Origin of the sequence: Frateuria sp. (genome assembly GCF_035943815.1) — a bacterium.
Lineage (GTDB): Bacteria > Pseudomonadota > Gammaproteobacteria > Xanthomonadales > Rhodanobacteraceae > Frateuria_A.
This window is the reverse complement of sequence record NZ_DASZBU010000015.1, coordinates 131,028-149,914: the sequence shown is the minus strand read 5'-3', so window position 1 is coordinate 149,914 and position 18,887 is coordinate 131,028. Positions and strand designations below refer to the sequence as shown.

Genomic DNA, 18,887 nt, shown 5'->3' with positions numbered 1-18,887 from the left:
CCCTTGATGCGCCCGGGCAGACGGTGCGGCCGGTCCATCTGGAGGCGCCGTCATGCCCTACAAATCTACCCACGACCTGCCCGAATCCGTGCGCGACAACCTGCCGAGCCATGCGCAGGAAATCTTCAAGGAGGCGTTCAACAGCGCCTGGGACGAATACGCCGACCCGGACAAGCGCCGCGGCAGCGAATCACGCGAAGAAGTGTCGTTCAAAGTCGCCTGGTCGGCGGTGAAGAACGAGTATGAGAAGGGCAAGGACGACAAGTGGCACGCCAAGTAGGCGGCGGGGACGCGGGCCGCGTGCGTGCGCGATGCCTGTCTGCCCGGCGGTGATCCGGATCAACCGCAGTATGGCCTGGGCGAAACGGCCGTGTACCGGCCGCAGGTCGGCGATGCACCAGGGGATCGGGCCGCCGCCAGCAGCGGGCGGATGATCGGGACCAGACCCCGGTGCATCGCGGGCATTGCTCAGCCGGCCGCATCGGCCACCACCGCCGCGGCCTTAGCGTTGGAGGCCGCAAGCGAAGTGGGGGAGGGCAGGACCAGCATGGCGCTCATCACGCCCACGCACAACAGCAGGCAGGCGGCGAACAGGCTGTGCAGCATCAGGGTCTCGAATTTCATGGTGGTGCTCCGCGAATGGATGGAAGGTCTTTCGCGGATTGGATGGCACAAGTCGTGCCAAGGGTTTGATCCCTCGGGAATGGCTATGCAGCGCGGCTCTTCGCGGCGGTCGCCACGCCGCGCGGCTGTCCGCGGACGCCCGCACACGACGGCGTTGCGGACAGCGGTCGCGGGGATTCGGGCGATCAAGGGGCCGGGCGGCGAGTGTGGGTGGCCAACCTGGCGATGTGCTCGGCTTCAATGCCGATCTGTCGCAACTGGCCGGTGGACGAAGGGATCTGGCCGCAGAAAAACAGGCCCGGCTGTGCGGTAGCCGCGCCGGTGGTCCGCGGCACGCCGCCGGTATCGAGCAGCTCGGGCGATGGCCCGAGCAACGCGCGCAGGTCGGGACGAAAACCGGTGGCGAGGATCACCGCGTCGAACCGTTCCGCCGGCCTCTCGGCGCCCGGCGAGGAGGCGGCGAACACCACGCCCTCCGCGGTGAACCGCGCGATCCCGCCGCGCACCGCGATGTCGCCGGTGCGGATTCTGGCGAGGGTGCCGACATCCAGCAGCGGTATGCGGCGGTCCTCGGCGATCATTTGCCGTGGCCCCTTGCGCGCGATGGTCAGACCCAGGCCACGGGTCGAGCCGATGGCAAGCCGGATGGCGGGGGCATTGATGGCGTCGGCCAGGCGCGGCGGCAGGCGCGCCTGCGCGATGGCCCAGGTGAGGATGGGCAGGCCCAGCAGCTCGCGCGGCAGGATGCGCACCGGCCCGCGCACGGCGATGGCGACCTCCACGCCGGCCTCGGCCAGATCCAGCGCGATCTCGCCGCCGGAATTGCCCAAGCCCACCACCAGCACGCGCCTGCCCTCGAAGGAGGATGGATTGCGGTAGTCGCAGCTATGCATCGTCTTGCCCCGGTAGGCCCTCTGGCCCGGCCAGGTCGGGCGCCGGGGGAAATCGGCCCAGCCGGTGGCGACGACGGCGATGGGTGCGGTGTAGCGGCGCGAGCCCGCATCGACCTGCCAGGCGCCACCGGAGCGACGGATACCGCTCACGGTGCGGTGGAATTCGATCGCCAGAGCGAAGTGCTCGGCGTAGTTTTCCAGGTAGGCCACGACCTGGTCGCGCGAGGGATAACGCGGGTAGTCGCGCGGCATCGGCAACCCGGGCAGTCCCGAATGCGCGCGGTCGGTGTGCAGGTGCAGGCGGTCGTAGTGGCGCCGCCATACCGCGCCGACGGCATCGGCCTTTTCCAGCACGAGGGTGCACACCCCGCGCGCGGCCAGTTGCGCGGCGCAGGCGAGCCCCGCCGGACCTGCGCCGACCACGATGGCGTCCGCGTCGTGCACGGGACTTCCTCCGATGACAGCCACAGCGTAGCGCCGCGAGCTTCGCCTGCGCGCACGTCCGGCGCCGTAACGAATCGGTCGCGCCGCGTGCGCTAGCCTGCTCGATCTTCGCCCATCAAGAGGTTCCCGCGCCGTGCGACGCATCGGCCTGATCTCCGATACCCATGGCCTGCTGCGCCCGGCGGCCGTCGAATTCCTGCGCGGCTGCGAGCACATCATCCATGCCGGCGACATCGGCGGCGGCGCGCTGCTGGCCGCACTGGCCGCGCTGGCCCCGGTGACCGCGGTGCGCGGCAACAACGACCGCGAAGCGGAAATCGCCGGATTACCTGAGACCATCCAACTGGAGGTCGGCCCGGTGCGGCTGTACGTGCTGCACGACCTCAAGCAACTGGCGATCACGCCGACCGCACTCGGCGTGAACGTGGTCGTGTCCGGGCACTCGCACCGCCCGCTGGTGGAAGAACGCGAAGGCGTGCTCTACGTCAATCCCGGCAGCGCCGGGCGGCGGCGCTTCAAGCTGCCGATCGGCGTGGGCGAACTGCTGATCGATGGACACGAGGTGATGCCGCGGGTAGTCGAGTTGGACGGCTGAACCGATGGCCGGCCGGCAGCCGACCGGCCGCAGCCTCACCTGGCCGGCGGGAACCACGCTTTCGCGATGCGGCCGTCGCGCACCTCATATACGACGGTGGAATCGGGCCATCGGTTGCCGGCGGGCAGACCGTGCAGGCGTTCGAGGTCGATCACCACCGGCCCGCTGACGATGCGCTCGACGATCTGCACGCCGAATGCCTGCGGTTGTCCGGCGAGGAAACCGAAGGCCTTGCGGATGGCGTCGCGGCCCTCGATGGGCGGATGTCCGCCCGACAGATACTCGAGGCTCGCATCGTCGGCGTAGCAGGCGACCAGCGCGTCGACATCGTGGGCGTTGTATGCGTCCACCTGCGCCTGCACGACTTGAGCAGGGCTGCCGCCGGCCGGGCCACAGGCGGCATGCGCGTGCAGCGGCAGCGATGCCAGGGCAAGAGCGGCGACGGCGACGGTGAGCGGCTTCATCGGCAGTCCTCTCGGGCGGGTGCTGCAGCTTAAGCCCTGGCCCGGCCCGCCGGAACTCAACCGACGGCAGGGTGGGCTTCGGGCAGCGCCTTGCGCCAGTCGCGCAGGCCGATCGCCGCCAGCACCACGAAGCCGGCATAGAGCACCGCGGTGATCGCCAGGCCCTTGTAGACGTACTCGCCCACATAGACCACGTCGACCACGATCCAAAGCCGCCACGCCGCCACGTGGCGTCGCCCCTGCCACCATTGGGCGACCAGGCTGAAGGCGGTCAGCGCGGCGTCCAGCCATGGGAGCGCGGCGTCGGTCCAGCGATGCATGACGTAGCCGAGCGTGAGCGCGGTGGCCAGCCCCAGCGCCAGGTGCGCGCCGAGCTGACGCGGCGGCAGGGGCGCGACCACCACGCGGCCGTCGCTGTCCAGGTGTCGTAGCCAGCGCAGCCAGCCGTAGACGATCAACGCGGCGAACGCGCCCTGCAGCAGCGCGTCGGAGTAGAGCTTGGCGTGGACGAAGATCCAGCCGTAGACCAGCACCGAGGCGAAGCCGACCGGCCAGCACCAGGCACGCCGCCGCGCGGTGAGCCATACGGCCCATGCGCTCAAGCCCGCGCCGATGAGCTCGATCCCGTCCATCAGAGGGCGTAGCTCACCGACAGGCGGGCCAGCCGCGGCGCGCCGGGGAACAGGTAGCTGTCGCCGAGCGAACTGCCGGTATCGCGCCAATAGAAGCGATTGAACAGGTTGTCGATCGACAGGCGCAGGGTGAGCGCATGACCGTCGACCACGGCGGTGTAGCGCAGGCCGGCATCGAACACGTTGTAGGCAGCCACGCGCACGCGGCCGTCCGGCGTGGCGACGTTGGCCGAGGCGTAGCGCCAGCCGCCGAGCAGGCTGAGCTGCGGCGCGAAGGGCAGCCGGTAGTCGGCGTACACCGCGGTGCGCAGGCGCGGTACGTTGACGACCTGATGGCCCTCGTAGGCGGCGGTGCCGGTGTCCTGCGCACGGGCGCGGATCATGCTTGCGCTGGCAGTCAGGCTCAGGTTCTCGCTGATGCGGCCATGGGCGCCCAGCTCCAGTCCGGTATGCACCTCTTCACCGTGCTGCACGAAGGTGAAGCCGGCGGGCGAGGCATCCGGCTGGGCGAACTGGTAGGGCTGGCGGATGCGATAGAGCGCCCCGGTGAGTTCCATCGCGTCGCCGACCTGGTACTTCACGCCCGCTTCGAGCTGGCGCGACAGGCGCGGCGCCAGCATCTGGCCGTCGTTACTGGTCCAGTACGGCGCCTCCATCCCCAGCGACAGGCCTTCGCTGTAGCTGAGGTAGGTGGTGAGCGGCTCGCTCGGCTGCCACAGCACGGCGGCCTGCGGCAGCGCACGGCTCATGCGGGTGTCGCGCTCGGGTGCGCCGGCATTGTCGTAGGCACGCTCGTGCAGCCGCACGAAACGGCCGCCGGCGACGAGCTGCCACTGCTCGCCCAGGTGCAGGCGGTCCAGCGCGAACAGCGCATGCTGCCAGCTGGTCAGTCGGCGCTCGGACGGGCCCGGCTGGTTCGGCGAGGGAGCGAAATAAGGTGGATCGCGGTCGGCGATGTTGGCGGTGCCGACGTAGTCGTAGACGTACGCGCGCTGGTCGTTGAGGCGGCGGAAGGCGCTGGTTCCCAAGGTGAGCTGGTGGCTCACCGTGCCGGTGTCGAAGTGGCCTTCCAGCGTGGCGCGGGCCTCGTCGTCGATGCGCGTGTCGCCCGGGCTGCGGTAGTCGTACACGTCGTAGTCGCCGTTGGGCGCGAAGAAGTTGCCCGGCTCGCCGCTGATGCAGGCGGGCGAGTAGAAGCAGCCGTAGGCGAACGCCACGTTGTCGTCGATCACGCTGCGGCTGTGCCCGGCGGCCAGGCGCAGGCGCCAGTCGTCGCTGAAGGCGTAGCTGAAGCGCGCGCTGGTGTTGGCGGCATGGATGGAGACCGGCTGCTGCCAGGGCTCGAAGCCCAGCATGCGGGTCGGGTCGGCGTGCTGCGGGATCGCATGGCCGCCGAGCAACTGGTAGCCGGAGACCGAGCGTTGCGCGCTCGCCTGGTAGTCGCTGTCCAGTTCAAGGGTGGCGGCGGGCGTGATGTGCCAGTCGGCGGCGATGGCGTAGAAGTTGCGGCGGCCGTCCGCATGCTGCACGTAGGAATGAGTGTCCTCCCAGGCGAGGTTTGCGCGCAGGCCGAACGCGGGCGTGAGCCAGCCACCCACGTCCAGCGCGCCATAGCGCGAGCCGTGGGTATCGGTGCCCAGCGTCGCCTCGCGCACGTCGGCCGGGCGCTTGCTGACGAAGTTGACCACGCCGCCGGGCTCCATCACGCCTGCCTGGAGGCCGGCCAGGCCCTTGAGCACTTCCACCTGCTGCTTGTCCTCCAGCGCGATGCGCTGCTCGCCGGCGATGGTGAGGTTGTTGAAGCGAAGGCCGGTGGCCAGGTCCAGCGGATAGCCGCGGATGGCGATGTCCTGGTAATAGCCGACCGGGGCGTAGTTGTCGCCCAGCGAGGCGTCCTCGCGCGCCAGTTCGCTCAGGGTACGGATCTGGCGATCGTCCAGCTGCTTGCGCGCGACGACGGTGACGGCCGCGGGCGTGTCGTGCAGCGAGGCGTTGCCGTAGGCGTCGACCGCGGTGCCGTGGCGGTCGCCGTGCGTCTGGCCTTCCACGCGCACGGGCGCGAGGTCCTTGGCCTGCGGGGCGTCGGGCAGATCGGCGCCGCGCGCGGCGGGGACCAGCGCGGCGGCCAGGGCGAGCAGCAGGGGCGTGCGGGGGAGGTTCATCGTCGGCTCGTCGTCAAGGGATGGACGAAGCGACGGCGGAACCCACGCCCGGGCGGGCGTGCGACTCCGAATCAAGCTCCCTACGCCGGTACAAACCGGATCAGGTTCCAAGGGACTCTCTCAGCCCGGCCGTTCGCCGGGCACCCCCGCTTCAAGACGGCTATTGAAGCACGGAACGGACGCCCAAAACCAGCCGGTGCGCGGTCGCGGCGACTCAGCGTAACGAGCGGATCGCTTGCAGCATCGCCTGTCCGGGCTGCGTGGCGAACCATGCCGCGTGCCCGCGCAGGAAGGTGTGCCAGGCGACCTCGGCGCTGGCCGGCGAGTGTGTGACGGCGCTGAAGTACTCCACTTCCGACAGCGCGAAGTCCACGTGCACCAGCGGCAGCAGGTCGGCCAGAAGATCGATGTCGTCCGTGCCGAGCGGACGCTGCGTGCGATAGCCGGCGACGAGCTCGCGCGCGGTTTCCGGGTGCGCCGCCGCGAGGCCGTCATCGAGCGCGAGCCAGGCGATGGCGTTGCGTTCGATCGCGGTTGCCAGGTCGAACAGCGCGAAGGTGCGCGCGGCGAGGCCCAAGTCGAGCACGGCGGTAATCGCAGCGTCGTCGCCGGCGCCGCTCCAGCAGAGGTTGGAGACGTGCCAATCGCCGTGCGTCCACAGCCGCGGCTGCGCAGCCAGGCGAGCGTGCGCGCGGGCGTGGAAGGGCGCGAGCGCTTCGCCGAGCTCGGTGCGCCAGTCGCGCGGTTCGAGCCACGCGGCGAGGCCCGGGCGTTCGGACAGCTGCGCGGCGAGCGCGGCCAACGGATCGGCCGATGCGATGATCTCGCTGCGCGCCACCAGCACGTGCGTGCCGCGCTGGGGCGCGGCATAGCCTTCGGCTGCGTTGTGCAGGCGCGCCAGCATGGCGCCGGCACGGTAGGCGTGTCCAAGGTTGGGCAGCGGCTCCCAGGAGATCGTCTCGCGGTAGAGATCGATGCCGTCGGCGGGCGCATGCACCTCGTAGGTCCAGTCGCCGCTTTCGATGGCGGTGAGCCCGTCGGCGTCGGCCAGCACCGCGGGTACCGGCAGGCCCGCCGCACGCAGCCACGCGCCGAAGGCGTGTTCCTCTGCCAGCATGGCGCCGGTGCGCACGCTGCGGTGGTGGCGCTTGACGAACACGCGGCCACGCTCGGTTTCCACCAGCCCGGCTGCGGAGAGCGGCCGTGGACTGTGCCAGCCGATCGCGTACACCGGCGCCAGTTGCGGATACCGCGACAGCAGCCCCGCCACCTCGGACAGGGCGAGCGGCGGCCAGTCGGGTGGTACGTCGTCGGCGGCCAGGCCATGGACGAGGTGCTCGGTGTGGGTCATGCGCGTTCGGAGGCAGCGGGCTCACCATTATGGACCGGCGTTCGCGTTTTCCCGCTGCCGCCAGAGCATCCCCCCAAGAGCGTCCCCGTCCGTTGGCGGCAGCTGGCCTCGCGTTCGCGCAGGAATGATCGAAGTGTGGCGTTCCGCCTCGAGCATCACCCACTCGGGCGACGGAAAACGCTACGCACTCATCCGCATGGCGTGAATGGGCAGGCTTCGTCCGCAGCCTTCCGCGCTCCGGTCCGATCGCGTCTAATGCACGTTTCCACCCAACGCAAAGAGCCGATGAGCGCGCTGCTGCTGTTGTTCACCTGCCTGGTGCTGGGCGCGCTGGTGGCGCGCCTGGCGCGGCCGCCTGCCGGGTTGGCCGCGGGGCTCAACTGGTGGGTGATCAACGTGGCGCTGCCGGCGCTGGTGCTGGAGCTGATACCCAAGCTCAGCTTCGATCCGCAGCTGTGGTTTCCGGTCGCGGCGATGTGGCTCACCTTCGGCGGCGCGTGGCTGCTGTTCGACTGGCTGGGCCGGCGGCTGCGCTGGTCGCGCGAGCGTACCGGCGCGGTGATCCTGGTGTGCGGCCTGGGCAACACCTCGTTCATGGGTTATCCGCTGATGCAGGCGCTGTACGGCCAGGGCGGGCTGACGCTGGCGGTGGTGGCCGACCAGCTGGGCGCATTTCCGCTGCTGGCCTCGGTCGGCATCGTGGTGGCCTGCCTGTACGCCGGACGCACCCCGCAACCGGCGGCGATCGCGCGGCGCATCGCCACCTTCCCGGCATTCGTGGCGTTGCTGGTCGGCATCGCGGTGGGCGTGCTCGGCGGCTGGCCGCCTGCGATCGAGGCGGTGTTCAAGCCGCTGGGCGCCACGCTGACGCCGCTGGCGCTGTTCTCGGTGGGCCTGCAGTTCAAGTTCCATCCGGGCGAGCGCCAACTCGCGGCGGCCGCCCTGGGCCTGGGCTGGAAACTGCTGCTGGCGCCGCTGGCGTGCTGGGCGCTCGGCGTCGCCACCGGCGTCGGCGGGCTGGTGCTGACCGTGGGCGTGCTGCAGGCGGCGATGGCACCGATGGTGTCGGCGACCATCCTTGCCGACGAATACGGCTTGGATCCGCCGCTGGCCAACACCATCCTCGGCGCGGGCATCGTGCTTTCGTTGCTCAGCGTGCCGCTGGGCAGTTTCCTGTTGCGTTGAGGTGGACTTGGACCCGAACGAAACCCCGGCAGGCGTGCGCGCCGACGTCTGGCTCTGGGCCGCACGCTTCTTCAAGACGCGCAGCCTGGCCAAGCAGGCCATCGACGGCGGGAAGGTCCACGTCAACGGCGCCGGCTGCAAGCCGGCCAAGCTGCTGCACGCGGGCGACCGGATCGGGGTCAGCCGCGGCGAGGAGCGCATGGAGGTGGTGGTGCAGGCACTCTCCGAACGGCGTGGCCCCGCGCCGGTCGCACAGACGCTCTATCGCGAGACCGAGGCCAGCCTGGCCGCCCGCGAGGCGGCGCGGGAGCAGCGCAAGCTCGGCGCGAGCGGGCTGTTGCGACCGCCCACGCGACCGGACAAGCAGGCGCGTCGACTGATCCAGAAGTTCAAGGACGAGCAGTCGTAGCACCGGCGCGGCGACGGCGGCCGGCGGGCCGGCGATCGACCAGTTCGAGCGCCGTGCCGTGCGCCGCTTCGCGCACCTCGCGGCGGAACGACTCGTCCTCGAATGTGCGCGCGAGCACCATGCCGCCGATGCACAACGCGGCGAGCGCCAGTCCGCGCTTGCGTGCGTCGGCGGACCGATCGGTGGAAAGGCTGTCGGTGAAGATCCCTGCCATGCCTTCGAGCAACTGGCGATAGGCCTGCTTCACGCGCGGGCTGGCACGGGCGACGTCCGAGGGCAGCGCGATCATCGGGCAATGCCCTTCCAGATCGTCCAGGTGCGCCTGCGAGAGATAGGCGTCGACCAGCTGCCGCGCGCGCGCCTTGCCTTGCCGGGCCGGATCGAATGCCATGCCCTTCCAGCGCGTGGCGGGATTGAAATTCCGGTAGGCCATGATCGCCTCGACGAACAGCTCCTCCTTGGTGCTGAAGTGGCTGTAGAAGCCGCCGCGGGTGAGCCCGGCGCGCGCCATGATCTGGTCGATCGAGACGTCCACGAACCCCTTGCGGTTGAACAGTTCGCGCGCGCTCTGGACGATGCGCGCCCGCGTGCTGTGCTTGTGTTCGGCGGTGTAGGGCATGGTGGCCACCTGTGGGGACGGGACGAAGCGGCGCCAGCCTACTGCGCCCGCAAAATATGTTCTTGAACATATGTAGGGCGTGGGCAAACTCGGCTCGTTCCCAAGGGGCGATGAGCCCCTCCATCCCCACGGAGGCAACGACATGAAGTTGTATTACGCAGAGACGATGAACCCGCGCAAGGTCTGCGCCCTGGCGAAATACCTGGACCTCCCGGTGGAACTTGTCCGGGTGGATCTGCGCAAGGGCGAGCACCGCACGCCGGACTTCTTAGCCATGAATCCGAACGGCAAGGTTCCGGTGCTGGTCGACGGCGACCTGGTGCTGTGGGAGAGCACGGCGATCATGGTGCACCTGGCGGTGAAGGCCGGCTCCGACCTGTGGCCCTCGGACGCCCCGGGGCAGGTCGAGGTCCTGCGCTGGCTGTGCTGGGATCTCACGCACTTCTCGCGCCATGGCGCGGCGCTCTATTTCGAGAACCTGATCAAGCGCTACATCGGTCGCGGCGAGCCCGAGCCTGCCGCCGTCGAAGAAGCCACCGGCTTCTTCCGGAACTCCGCCGCAGTGCTGGACGCCCATCTGGCAACCCGGGATTTCGTCGCCGGCGGCAAGCTCAGCGTCGCCGATTTCAGCGTGGGCGTGCTCCTGCCATGGGCCAGGGAGATACGGCTGCCGATCGAGGATTTCCCCAACATCGTGCGCTGGCACGAGCGGATGATGGCGCTGCCGGGGTGGCGCGAGCCGTTCCCCGAACCGCTGCCGGCCGTGGCCTGAGGATGGCGCCGGACCGGCGAGAAACGCCGCGGTCCGGCGCGTTGATCCACTGGCGCGGCGTGCCCTATCGCTTCAAAGCAGGGCTTTGAGGCGGTAGAGCGCGTCCAGCGCTTCGCGTGGCGCCAGGGCGTCCGGATCGAGGTCCCGCAAGGCCTGCTCCGCCGCGGATGGGCCAGGTGGCGCGAAAAGGCCAAGCTGCGGGGAGGTATCCGCCTTCGATTTGGGCGAAGGCGCCAGCGGCATGCCACGCTCCAGTTCAGCCAGCGTGCGGCGCGCATCGGCGATCACGCTCTTGGGAAGGCCCGCCAGCGCGGCCACCTGCAGGCCGAAGCTGCGGTTGGCCGGTCCTTCCTTCACCGCGTGCATGAAGACCAGTTGCTCGCCCCGCTCCTTGTGATGATGTTCGACCGCATCCAGGTGCACGTTGGCGATGCCGGGGTACTCGCCGGCCAGTTCGGTCAGCTCGAAGTAGTGCGTGGCGAACAGCGTGAAGGCACGACTGGCCGTCGCGAGGTGTACGGCCGCTGCGCGCGCGAGCGCAAGGCCGTCGTAGGTGCTGGTGCCGCGGCCGACCTCGTCCATCAGCACCAGGCTGGCCTCGGTGGCGTTGTGCAGGATGTTGGCCGTCTCGCTCATCTCCACCATGAAGGTGGACTGGCCGCGCGAGAGATCGTCGCCCGCGCCGATGCGGGTGAAGATGCGGTCGACCGGGCCGATGCAGGCGTGCGCCGCCGGCACATAACTGCCGATGTGGGCGAGCAACACGATCAGCGCATTCTGGCGCATGTAGGTGCTCTTGCCGCCCATGTTCGGACCGGTGATCACCAGCATGCGGCGGGTGTCGGTCAGATCGATGTCGTTGGGTTCGAAGGGCTCCTCGCGCACCTTCTCTACCACCGGGTGACGGCCGCGCTCGATGCGGATGCCGGGCGTGTCGGTGAGGTCCGGCGCGCGCCAGTCCAGCGCTTCGGCGCGCTCGGCGAGGTCGGCCAGCACGTCCAGTTCGGCGATGGCCGCGGCGGCGTCCTTGAGCGGGGCGAGCCGTTCGATCAGCGTGGCGAGCAGGTTCTCGTAGAGCGCGCGTTCGCGCATCAGGGACCGCTCGCGTGCCGAGAGCACCTTGTCCTCGAAGGCCTTCAGCTCCTCGGTGATGTAGCGCTCGGCGTTCTTGGTGGTCTGCCGGCGCGTGTAGTGCGTCGGCGCCTTGTCCGCCTGCGTGCGGGTGATCTCGATGTAGTAGCCGTGCACGCGGTTGTAGCCGACCTTGAGGGTGCCGATGCCGCTGGCGGCCTTCTCGCGTTCCTCCAGTTCGACCAGGAACTGGTCGGCGTTGGTCGACAGGCGGCGCAGCTCGTCCAGCTCGGCGTCGTAGCCTTCGGCGATGACGCCGCCGTCGCGCTGGATCACCGGCGGCTGCGGCACGATCGCGCGCTGCAGCAGGGCGACGGTATCTGCGTGGTCGCCGATGCGAGCGACCAGACTGACCAGGAGCGCGTCGGGTTCTATTTGAAGAGTGCGGCCATGGATGGGCGCTTTTTGATCTTCGCGCTCATGGATGAGCGCAGAGATGTCGGGAGTGCGGCCATGGATGGCCGCTTTTTGATTTTCGCGATCAAGCACGATCGCACAGATACCGGGCGCTGAGGCCAGGCCGTCGCGCAACGTGGAAAGATCGCGCGGGCGCGCCGAGCACAGCGCCACGCGCGCCAGGATGCGCTCCAGGTCGCCGATGCCGCGCAGCTTCTCGCGCAGTGGCTCGTAGGCGCGCGCCTCGATCAAGGTGGCGATGGCCTGGTGGCGCAGGCGCAGCGTGTCGCGCGAGCGCAGCGGACGGTTCAGCCAGCGGCGCAGCAGTCGCGCACCCATCGGCGTCACGGTTTCGTCCAGCACGCCGAGCAGGGTGTGCTCGATGCGGCCGCTGGGATGCGTGTCCAGTTCAAGGTTGCGGCGGGTGGCGGCATCCAGCGCGATGGTCTCGCCCGCGCTCTCGACCGCCATGCCGGTCAGGTGCGGCAGCGCACTCTTCTGGGTTTCTTCGACGTAGCCGAGCAGGCAGCCGGCCGCGGCGATGGCCAGCGGCAGGCCGTCCACGCCGAAGCCCGAAAGATCACGCGTGCCGAAGAAGCGGTTGAGTTCGCGCCGCGCCGCGTCGAGGTCGTAATGCCACGGCGGACGCTTGCGCAGGCCGGGCAGGGCGGTGACCAGCTTGGGCCAGGCGCCATCCTCGCCGATGAGCGTCTCGGCCGGCTGCAGGCGCGCCAGTTCCGCCGCCAGCGCTTCGGCGGTGGCCGCCTCGCTCAGCAGGAAGCGGCCGGAGGTGAGGTCCACCCAGGCCAGGCCGAAGGCGCCCTGGGCGCCGGCATGGATCGACAGCAGCAGGTTGTCGCGGCGTTCTTCCAGCAGCGCCGCGTCGGTCACCGTGCCGGGCGTGACGATGCGCACCACCTTGCGTTCGACCGGTCCCTTGGAGGTGGCCGGGTCGCCGATCTGCTCGCAGATCGCCACGGACTCGCCCAGACGCACCAGCCGAGCCAGATAATTCTCTGCAGCGTGGTAGGGCACGCCGGCCATCGGGATCGGCGCGCCGGCCGACTGGCCGCGCTGGGTCAGCGTGATGTCCAGCAGCCGCGCCGCCTTGCGCGCATCGTCGTAGAACAATTCGTAGAAATCGCCCATGCGGAAGAACAGGAGCACGTCCGGGTGCTCGGCCTTGGCCGCCAGGTACTGGCGCATGAAGGGGGTGTGCTGGGCAGTGTCGTTGAGATTCATGCGAGGGAGGTCGTCAGCCGGTCGCCGGCAGGCATGGCCAGGCCGGGAGGCCATGGAGTGTACATGTCGCTCCGCCCCGCCGGTCCGGTCTTGCCGTGATGCCCCGGAGAGGTTAGAACGCCCCTTGCGTGACCATCCGGATCCTAAGTCTTGTCCTCAACCGTCCCCACCGACGCGCAGCTGTCCGAACTCGCCGCCCAGGTAGCCGCGGACCTCCTGCAGCACAAGCTGATGCTGGTCACCGCCGAGTCGTGCACCGGCGGCTGGATCGCCAAGACGCTGACCGACCAGCCGGGCAGCTCGGCCTGGTTCGACGCTGGCGTGGTGGTCTACAGCTACGAGGCCAAGGAAGCGCTGCTGGGGGTGAACCCGCGCACGCTCGAGCACGCCGGCGCGGTGAGCGAGGAAACCGTGCTGGAGATGGTTTCCGGCGCGATGGCGCGCTACGGCGCCGGCGTGGCGGTGGCGGTCACCGGCATCGCCGGGCCCAGCGGCGGCACGCAGGACAAGCCGGTCGGCACCGTCTGGATCGGCTGGAAGCGCCGCGGCGGCTATGCCCACGCACGGCTGTTCCAGTTCACCGGTGACCGTGAGGCGATCCGCCGCCAGAGCGTGGCCGCGGCGCTCAGCGGCGTGCGGAAAGCACTGACGGGATGAGGCGCTGTGCGCCGGCGGCGGGGCTTGACGGGTGTGGGATACTTGGCCTCTCCCGCATTGATCGCAGCCCGTGAGATTCCGACCGGGCACGATGCGCTCCATTCCTAGCCACACCACCACCCGGGATTCCCACGATGGACGACAACAAGCGCAAGGCGCTGGCCTCCGCCCTTGGCCAGATCGAGAAGCAGTTCGGCAAGGGTGCGGTGATGCGCCTGGGCGATCGCACCGACGAGGCGATCGACACCGTCTCCACCGGCTCGCTGGGCCTGGACATCGCGCTGGGCATCGGCGGCCTGCCGCGCGGGCGCGTGATCGAGATCTACGGTCCGGAATCCTCCGGCAAGACCACGCTGACCCTGCAGGTGATCGCCAACTGCCAGAAGAACGGCGGCACCGCTGCGTTCGTCGATGCCGAGCACGCGCTCGACCCGAGCTACGCGGAGAAACTGGGCGTCAACGTCGCCGACCTGCTGGTGTCGCAGCCTGACACCGGCGAGCAGGCGCTGGAAATCGCCGACATGCTGGTGCGCTCCGGTGCGGTGGACGTGGTGGTGGTCGACTCGGTCGCCGCGCTGACGCCGAAGGCGGAAATCGAGGGCGAGATGGGCGACTCCCATGTCGGCCTGCACGCCCGCCTGATGAGCCAGGCGCTGCGCAAGCTCACCGCCAACATCAAGAAGTCCAACTGCCTGGTGATCTTCATCAACCAGATCCGCATGAAGATCGGCGTGATGTTCGGCAGCCCCGAAACCACCACGGGCGGCAATGCGCTGAAGTTCTATGCCTCGGTGCGCCTGGACATCCGCCGCATTGGCGCGGTCAAGAAGGGCGAGGAAGTGATCGGCTCGGAGACGCGCGTCAAGGTGGTCAAGAACAAGGTCGCGCCGCCGTTCCGCCAGGCCGAGTTCGAGATCCTCTACGGCGAAGGCACCTCGCGCGAGGGCGAGATCATCGAGCTGGGCGTGAAGGAAAACCTGATCGACAAGTCCGGCGCCTGGTACAGCTACAACGGCGACCGCATCGGCCAGGGCAAGGAGAACGTGCGCCAGTTCCTCAGGGACAACCCGGCCATCGCCGACGAGATCGACCGCCAGCTGCGCGAGCGGCTGCTGGTCGGCGGCAAGGCCGCTCCCGCCTCCGAAGAGACGCTGGAAGAAGCCTGAGGCGTGCGTCCGCAAGGGCTCCAAGCTCCCTCTCCTCTGGCCAAAGGCCGCAGGAGAGGAGTGGGGAGAGGGGAAGGCCTTCCGCCTTCGTCTGGCCACCGCCACGCGGTCGTCAGCCCTCGTTCCAGCGAAAGCGGAAGCCCGCTGTGATGGAACCCGACAGCAAGGTGGATTGCCGCTTGCGCGGGAATGACGTCCCGCGGAGTTGGCGCTCAATTCATCCATGAAGCGCCGCCCGGACAACCCCGACAAGCCCAAGCGCAGCGCCTACGACAAGGCGCTGGGCCTGCTCGCCCGCCGCGAGCACTCGCGACGGGAACTCAAGACCAAGCTGCGCCAGAGCGGCTACGAAGGCGAGGAAGCCCGTGTCGCCATCGACCGTCTGGGCGAGCAGCACTACCAGGATGACGAGCGCTTCGCCGAGGTCCTGGTGCGCAGCCGCGCCGCGCAGGGCTACGGCCCCCAGCGCATCCGCGCCGAGCTCAAGACCCACGCCGTGTCCGATGAACGCATCCGCCAGTTGCTGGAGGCGGCGGACGTCGACTGGGAGGCTTCCGCGTTGGACCAACTGCGCCGCCGCTACGGCGGCAAGGCCGCGCCCGACCCCGCCGAGCGCGCCCGCCGGGCGCAGTTCCTCTTGCGTCGGGGCTTTGCCGCCGCCACAGTACGGCGTGCTACCCACGCCCAAGTGGACGACGCTGCCGACCCGATCGACTGATCCGACGGCGGTGTCCCCCGGCGTGGCCTTTTTTGTTCCCTTCGCTCCCCGCCCATGAAAACCGCCGACATCCGCTCGACCTTCCTCGAATTCTTCCGCGCCAAGGACCATGCGATCGTGCCGTCCAGCTCGCTGGTGCCGGCCAGCGACCCGACGCTGCTGTTCACCAATTCGGGCATGGTGCAGTTCAAGAACGTGTTCCTGGGCAGCGAGAAGCTGCCCTACGCACGCGCGGCCGACGTGCAGCGCTGCCTGCGCGCCGGCGGCAAGCACAACGACCTGGACCAGGTCGGCTACACCGCACGCCACCACACCTTCTTCGAGATGCTGGGCAACTGGTCGTTCGGCGACTACTTCAAGCGCGACGCCATCGCATACGCGTGGGAATTGTTGACCAGCGTGTTCAAGCTGCCGGCCGAACGGCTGTGGGTCACCGTTTACCAGAGCGACGACGAGGCCTACGACATCTGGCACGAGCAGGTCGGCGTGCCGGCCGAACGCATCGTGCGCATCGGCGACAACAAGGGCGCGCCGTACGCGTCGGACAATTTCTGGCAGATGGCCGACACCGGTCCCTGCGGCCCGTGCACCGAGATCTTCTACGACCATGGCCCTGGGGTGGCCGGCGGCCCGCCGGGCTCGCCTGACGAGGACGGCGACCGCTACATCGAGATCTGGAACCTGGTGTTCATGCAGTTCGACCGCGCCCCCGACGGCACGCTTTCGCCGCTGCCTGCGCCCTGCGTGGACACCGGCATGGGCCTGGAGCGCCTGGCCGCCGTGCTGCAGCACGTGCATTCGAACTACGAGATCGACCTGTTCGCGCACCTGATCAGCGTCGCCGGCGAACTGACCGGCACCGCCGACCTGGCGAACAAGTCGCTGCGCGTGATCGCCGACCATATTCGCGCCTGCTCGTTCCTGATCGTCGACGGCGTGCTTCCGTCCAACGAGGGCCGCGGCTATGTGCTGCGCCGTATCATCCGTCGCGCGCTGCGCCATGGCTGGATGCTTGGCGTGCGCGGCGACTTCTTCTGGAAGATGGTCGCGCCGCTGGTCGAGGAGATGGGCGCGGCCTACCCGGAACTGGCGGCCAAGCAGGCGTTCGTCGAGGACGCGCTGCGCACCGAGGAGCAGCGCTTCGGCGAGACGCTCGAGCACGGTATGCGCGTGTTCGACGACATCGCCCATAAGGTCGGCGCGAAGAAAGCCGGCGGCACCATCCCTGGCGTCGATGCATTCCGGCTCTACGACACCTACGGCTTTCCGGTCGACCTCACCGCCGACATCGCGCGCGAGCGCGGGCTTTCGGTGGACATGGCCGGTTTCGAGCAGGCCATGAACGAGCAGCGTGAGCGCGCTCGTGCTGCCGGCCGCTTCGAGGCCAGGGGGCAGATGCCCGCGGAGCTTGCCAGCCGCCTCGCGCCCACCACCTTCCTCGGCTACGACGCGCTTGCGGCGCGCGGCTGCAAAGTTGTCGGCATCGTCCGCGACGGCAGGCAGGTCGAAGCGTTGGACGATGGTGAAGAAGGCCTGGTGATCCTCGATCGCACACCGTTCTATGCCGAATCCGGCGGCCAGGTCGGCGATGCCGGCGTGCTGACCGGCACCGAAGGCCGCTTCGAGGTCGCCGACACGCTCAAGATGGGTGGCGTGTTCTTCGGCCATGCGGGCCGCTGGCAGGGTGTGGCCCTGCGCAGCGACGCCCTGGTGGATGCGCAGGTCGATGCCGAGCGCCGCCAGGCCACCGTGCTCAACCACTCCGCCACCCACCTGCTGCACGCGGCGTTGCGCCAGGTGCTCGGCGAGCACGTGACGCAGAAAGGCTCGCTGGTGGCGCCGGAACGGTTGCGCTTCGACTTCGCCCACTTCAGGCCGGTGAGCCGTGACGAGCTGGCCGCGGTCGAGGCGCTGGTCAATGCCCAGGTGCGCCGCAACGAACCGGCCGAAGTGCACCAGATGGCTTACGACGACGCGATCGCCTTCGGCGCGATGGCGCTGTTCGGCGAGAAGTACGGCGACGAAGTGCGCGTGCTGAAGATGGGTGATTTCTCCACGGAACTCTGCGGCGGCACCCACGTCAGCCGCACCGGCGACATCGGCCTGTTCAAGATCGTAAGCGAGGCCGGCGTGGCTTCCGGCGTGCGCCGCATCGAAGCGGTGACAGGCGCCAGCGCACTGGCCCACGTGGCCGGCGAAGAACGCCGCCTGGGCGAGCTGTCGCACCTGCTCTCGGGCAGCGGTGACGAGGTCGTGGAAAAGCTGCGCCAGCTGTTCGATCGCCAGAAGAAGCTCGAGCGCGAACTCGAATCGCTGCGCAGCAAGGCCGCCGGCAACGCCACCGCCGACCTGGCCAGCCACGCCCGCGAGGTCGCCGGCCTCCGGATCGTGGCTGCGCGGTTGGAGGGTTTCGATGCCAAGTCGCTGCGCGACAGCGTCGATCAGCTCAAGCAGCAGTTGGGCGATTGCGTGGTGCTGCTCGCCGGGGCCGCCGACGGGCGCGTTTCACTGGTGGCGGGCGTGCACGGCGCGGCCTTGGGTCGGGTCAAGGCGGGCGACGTGGTCGCGCACGTCGCCAGGCAGATCGAAGGCAAGGGTGGTGGACGTCCGGACATGGCCCAGGGCGGCGGTCTGGACACCCCTCAGTTGCCGGCTTTGCTGGAGGCTCTCCCAGGTTGGATCGGACACCAGCTGGGCGCCGACTAGCCTTTGTGAATCGCGGATTTATCGTCCCCAAAATGCGTTGCGCCGGGCGCTGGCGCTCGGCTAGTATCGGTGGACTGTCGGCAGCGCGGACACTTGGTGCTGCTGCGAGGCCGGGCATCCATGGTGGATGCCGGCCGTAAGCCGGGGAAGGCGGTAGGGCCTTCGACGGACGTTCGTCGAACTGACTGGCGGTGCGCTCAGGGGTGAAGCGCCATCGTGCAGCAGGCCTGTGACCACAGCATATGGAGTAATACAACATGTTGATTCTGACCCGCAGGGTCGGTGAAACCTTGATGATCGGCGACGAGGTGACCGTCACCGTTCTCGGCGTGAAGGGCAACCAGGTGCGGATCGGCATCAATGCCCCGAAGAACGTGGCAGTGCATCGCGAGGAGATCTATCAGCGGATCAAGGGCGAGCACGAGTCCGGCACGTCCGGCGAAACCGGCGAACATTGATCACGGACGCTTTACCTGGGCGGCGTCGGTAGGTATCCTTGCCGGCTCCGCCGACGCGCGGAACACACCCGGAGAGATGCCCGAGAGGCCGAAGGGGCTCCCCTGCTAAGGGAGTATAGGGTCAAAAGCCTTATCGAGGGTTCGAATCCCTCTCTCTCCGCCAGACATGCAAAAACGCCCCGCAAGGGGCGTTTTGCGTTTCTGCCGAGGCGCTGCGGCGCGCTCGGTGGCGATGGAGCGCCAGGCGGTTTCGCCACGGTGTT

At 69.1% G+C, this 18,887-nt stretch carries 18 protein-coding genes, 1 tRNA gene and 1 riboswitch; of the genes, 11 read left to right on the top strand and 8 right to left on the bottom strand.

The window, feature by feature from the left end; all coding sequences use genetic code 11:
- Positions 1 to 52: 52 nt before the first annotated feature.
- Positions 53 to 280: a putative cation transport regulator ChaB gene (gene chaB, locus VGU65_RS11320; RefSeq protein ID WP_327475764.1), complete on the top strand. Its 228-nt coding sequence runs from the start codon at positions 53 to 55 to the stop codon at positions 278 to 280.
- 188 nt (positions 281 to 468) lie between these two features.
- Here chaB and VGU65_RS11315 read toward each other — a convergent pair whose 3' ends face one another.
- Complete coding sequence (locus VGU65_RS11315) at positions 469 to 624, bottom strand: hypothetical protein (protein WP_327475762.1); 156 nt, start codon at positions 622 to 624, stop codon at positions 469 to 471.
- Positions 625 to 809: 185 nt separating this feature from the next.
- Complete coding sequence (locus VGU65_RS11310) at positions 810 to 1,961, bottom strand: flavin-containing monooxygenase (protein ID WP_327475760.1); 1,152 nt, start codon at positions 1,959 to 1,961, stop codon at positions 810 to 812.
- A gap of 133 nt (positions 1,962 to 2,094) precedes the next feature.
- Here VGU65_RS11310 and VGU65_RS11305 point away from each other — a divergent pair, with 133 nt between their 5' ends.
- Positions 2,095 to 2,556, top strand: a complete 462-nt coding sequence (locus VGU65_RS11305) for a metallophosphoesterase family protein (protein ID WP_327475758.1) — start codon at positions 2,095 to 2,097, stop codon at positions 2,554 to 2,556.
- Positions 2,557 to 2,591: 35 nt separating this feature from the next.
- Here the strand turns inward: VGU65_RS11305 and VGU65_RS11300 are convergent, their stop codons facing one another.
- From VGU65_RS11300 to VGU65_RS11285, 4 genes are all read right to left on the bottom strand, one after another.
- Entirely contained in the window at positions 2,592 to 3,020 is a 429-nt protein-coding gene (locus VGU65_RS11300; protein ID WP_327475756.1) for a nuclear transport factor 2 family protein, read from the bottom strand.
- Between the two features lie 56 nt (positions 3,021 to 3,076).
- Entirely contained in the window at positions 3,077 to 3,652 is a 576-nt protein-coding gene (gene pnuC, locus VGU65_RS11295; protein WP_327475754.1) for a nicotinamide riboside transporter PnuC, read from the bottom strand.
- Complete coding sequence (locus VGU65_RS11290) at positions 3,652 to 5,814, bottom strand: TonB-dependent siderophore receptor (protein ID WP_327475752.1); 2,163 nt, start codon at positions 5,812 to 5,814, stop codon at positions 3,652 to 3,654. The genes pnuC and VGU65_RS11290 overlap by 1 nt, the downstream gene beginning before the upstream one ends.
- Before the next feature lie 60 nt (positions 5,815 to 5,874).
- A riboswitch (TPP riboswitch) is annotated at positions 5,875 to 5,972 on the bottom strand.
- Between the two features lie 56 nt (positions 5,973 to 6,028).
- Positions 6,029 to 7,165, bottom strand: coding sequence for a phosphotransferase enzyme family protein (locus tag VGU65_RS11285; protein ID WP_327475750.1), 1,137 nt, complete (start codon positions 7,163 to 7,165; stop codon positions 6,029 to 6,031).
- Positions 7,166 to 7,450: 285 nt separating this feature from the next.
- Between VGU65_RS11285 and VGU65_RS11280 the strand changes: the two genes are divergently transcribed.
- Both VGU65_RS11280 and hslR read left to right on the top strand, forming a co-directional pair.
- Positions 7,451 to 8,350 (top strand): AEC family transporter, encoded by a 900-nt coding sequence (locus tag VGU65_RS11280; protein WP_327475748.1) that lies wholly within the window; start codon positions 7,451 to 7,453, stop codon positions 8,348 to 8,350.
- A gap of 7 nt (positions 8,351 to 8,357) precedes the next feature.
- Complete coding sequence (gene hslR / locus VGU65_RS11275; RefSeq protein ID WP_327475746.1) at positions 8,358 to 8,759, top strand: Hsp15 family ribosome-associated heat shock protein; 402 nt, start codon at positions 8,358 to 8,360, stop codon at positions 8,757 to 8,759.
- Here hslR and VGU65_RS11270 read toward each other — a convergent pair.
- The gene (locus tag VGU65_RS11270) at positions 8,740 to 9,378 is read right to left on the bottom strand and encodes a TetR/AcrR family transcriptional regulator (protein ID WP_327475744.1); all 639 of its coding nucleotides are present in this window, start codon (positions 9,376 to 9,378) and stop codon (positions 8,740 to 8,742) included. The genes hslR and VGU65_RS11270 overlap by 20 nt on opposite strands.
- A gap of 142 nt (positions 9,379 to 9,520) precedes the next feature.
- Between VGU65_RS11270 and VGU65_RS11265 the strand changes: the two genes are divergently transcribed.
- Entirely contained in the window at positions 9,521 to 10,150 is a 630-nt protein-coding gene (locus VGU65_RS11265) for a glutathione S-transferase family protein (RefSeq protein WP_327475742.1), read from the top strand.
- A 72-nt stretch (positions 10,151 to 10,222) separates the two neighbouring features.
- On the opposite strand, the gene mutS is transcribed toward VGU65_RS11265, so the two are convergent.
- A complete protein-coding gene (gene mutS / locus VGU65_RS11260; RefSeq protein WP_327475740.1) occupies positions 10,223 to 12,919 on the bottom strand; it encodes a DNA mismatch repair protein MutS in 2,697 nt (898 codons plus the stop codon).
- Between the two features lie 150 nt (positions 12,920 to 13,069).
- On the opposite strand from mutS, the gene VGU65_RS11255 reads away from it, so the two are divergent.
- The 6 genes from VGU65_RS11255 (at position 13,070) to VGU65_RS11230 (ending at position 18,787) form a co-directional block, all read left to right on the top strand.
- Positions 13,070 to 13,576 (top strand): CinA family protein, encoded by a 507-nt coding sequence (locus VGU65_RS11255; protein WP_327475738.1) that lies wholly within the window; start codon positions 13,070 to 13,072, stop codon positions 13,574 to 13,576.
- A gap of 134 nt (positions 13,577 to 13,710) precedes the next feature.
- Positions 13,711 to 14,742, top strand: a complete 1,032-nt coding sequence (gene recA, locus VGU65_RS11250) for a recombinase RecA (protein WP_327475736.1) — start codon at positions 13,711 to 13,713, stop codon at positions 14,740 to 14,742.
- Positions 14,743 to 14,965: 223 nt separating this feature from the next.
- A complete protein-coding gene (locus VGU65_RS11245) occupies positions 14,966 to 15,460 on the top strand; it encodes a regulatory protein RecX (protein ID WP_327475734.1) in 495 nt (164 codons plus the stop codon).
- A gap of 54 nt (positions 15,461 to 15,514) precedes the next feature.
- On the top strand, positions 15,515 to 18,166 hold the full coding sequence (alaS, locus tag VGU65_RS11240; RefSeq protein WP_327475732.1) for an alanine--tRNA ligase: 2,652 nt from the start codon (positions 15,515 to 15,517) through the stop codon (positions 18,164 to 18,166).
- Positions 18,167 to 18,423: 257 nt separating this feature from the next.
- Complete coding sequence (gene csrA, locus VGU65_RS11235; RefSeq protein WP_327475730.1) at positions 18,424 to 18,624, top strand: carbon storage regulator CsrA; 201 nt, start codon at positions 18,424 to 18,426, stop codon at positions 18,622 to 18,624.
- Between the two features lie 70 nt (positions 18,625 to 18,694).
- A tRNA-Ser gene (locus VGU65_RS11230) sits at positions 18,695 to 18,787 on the top strand.
- Positions 18,788 to 18,887 lie beyond the last annotated feature (100 nt).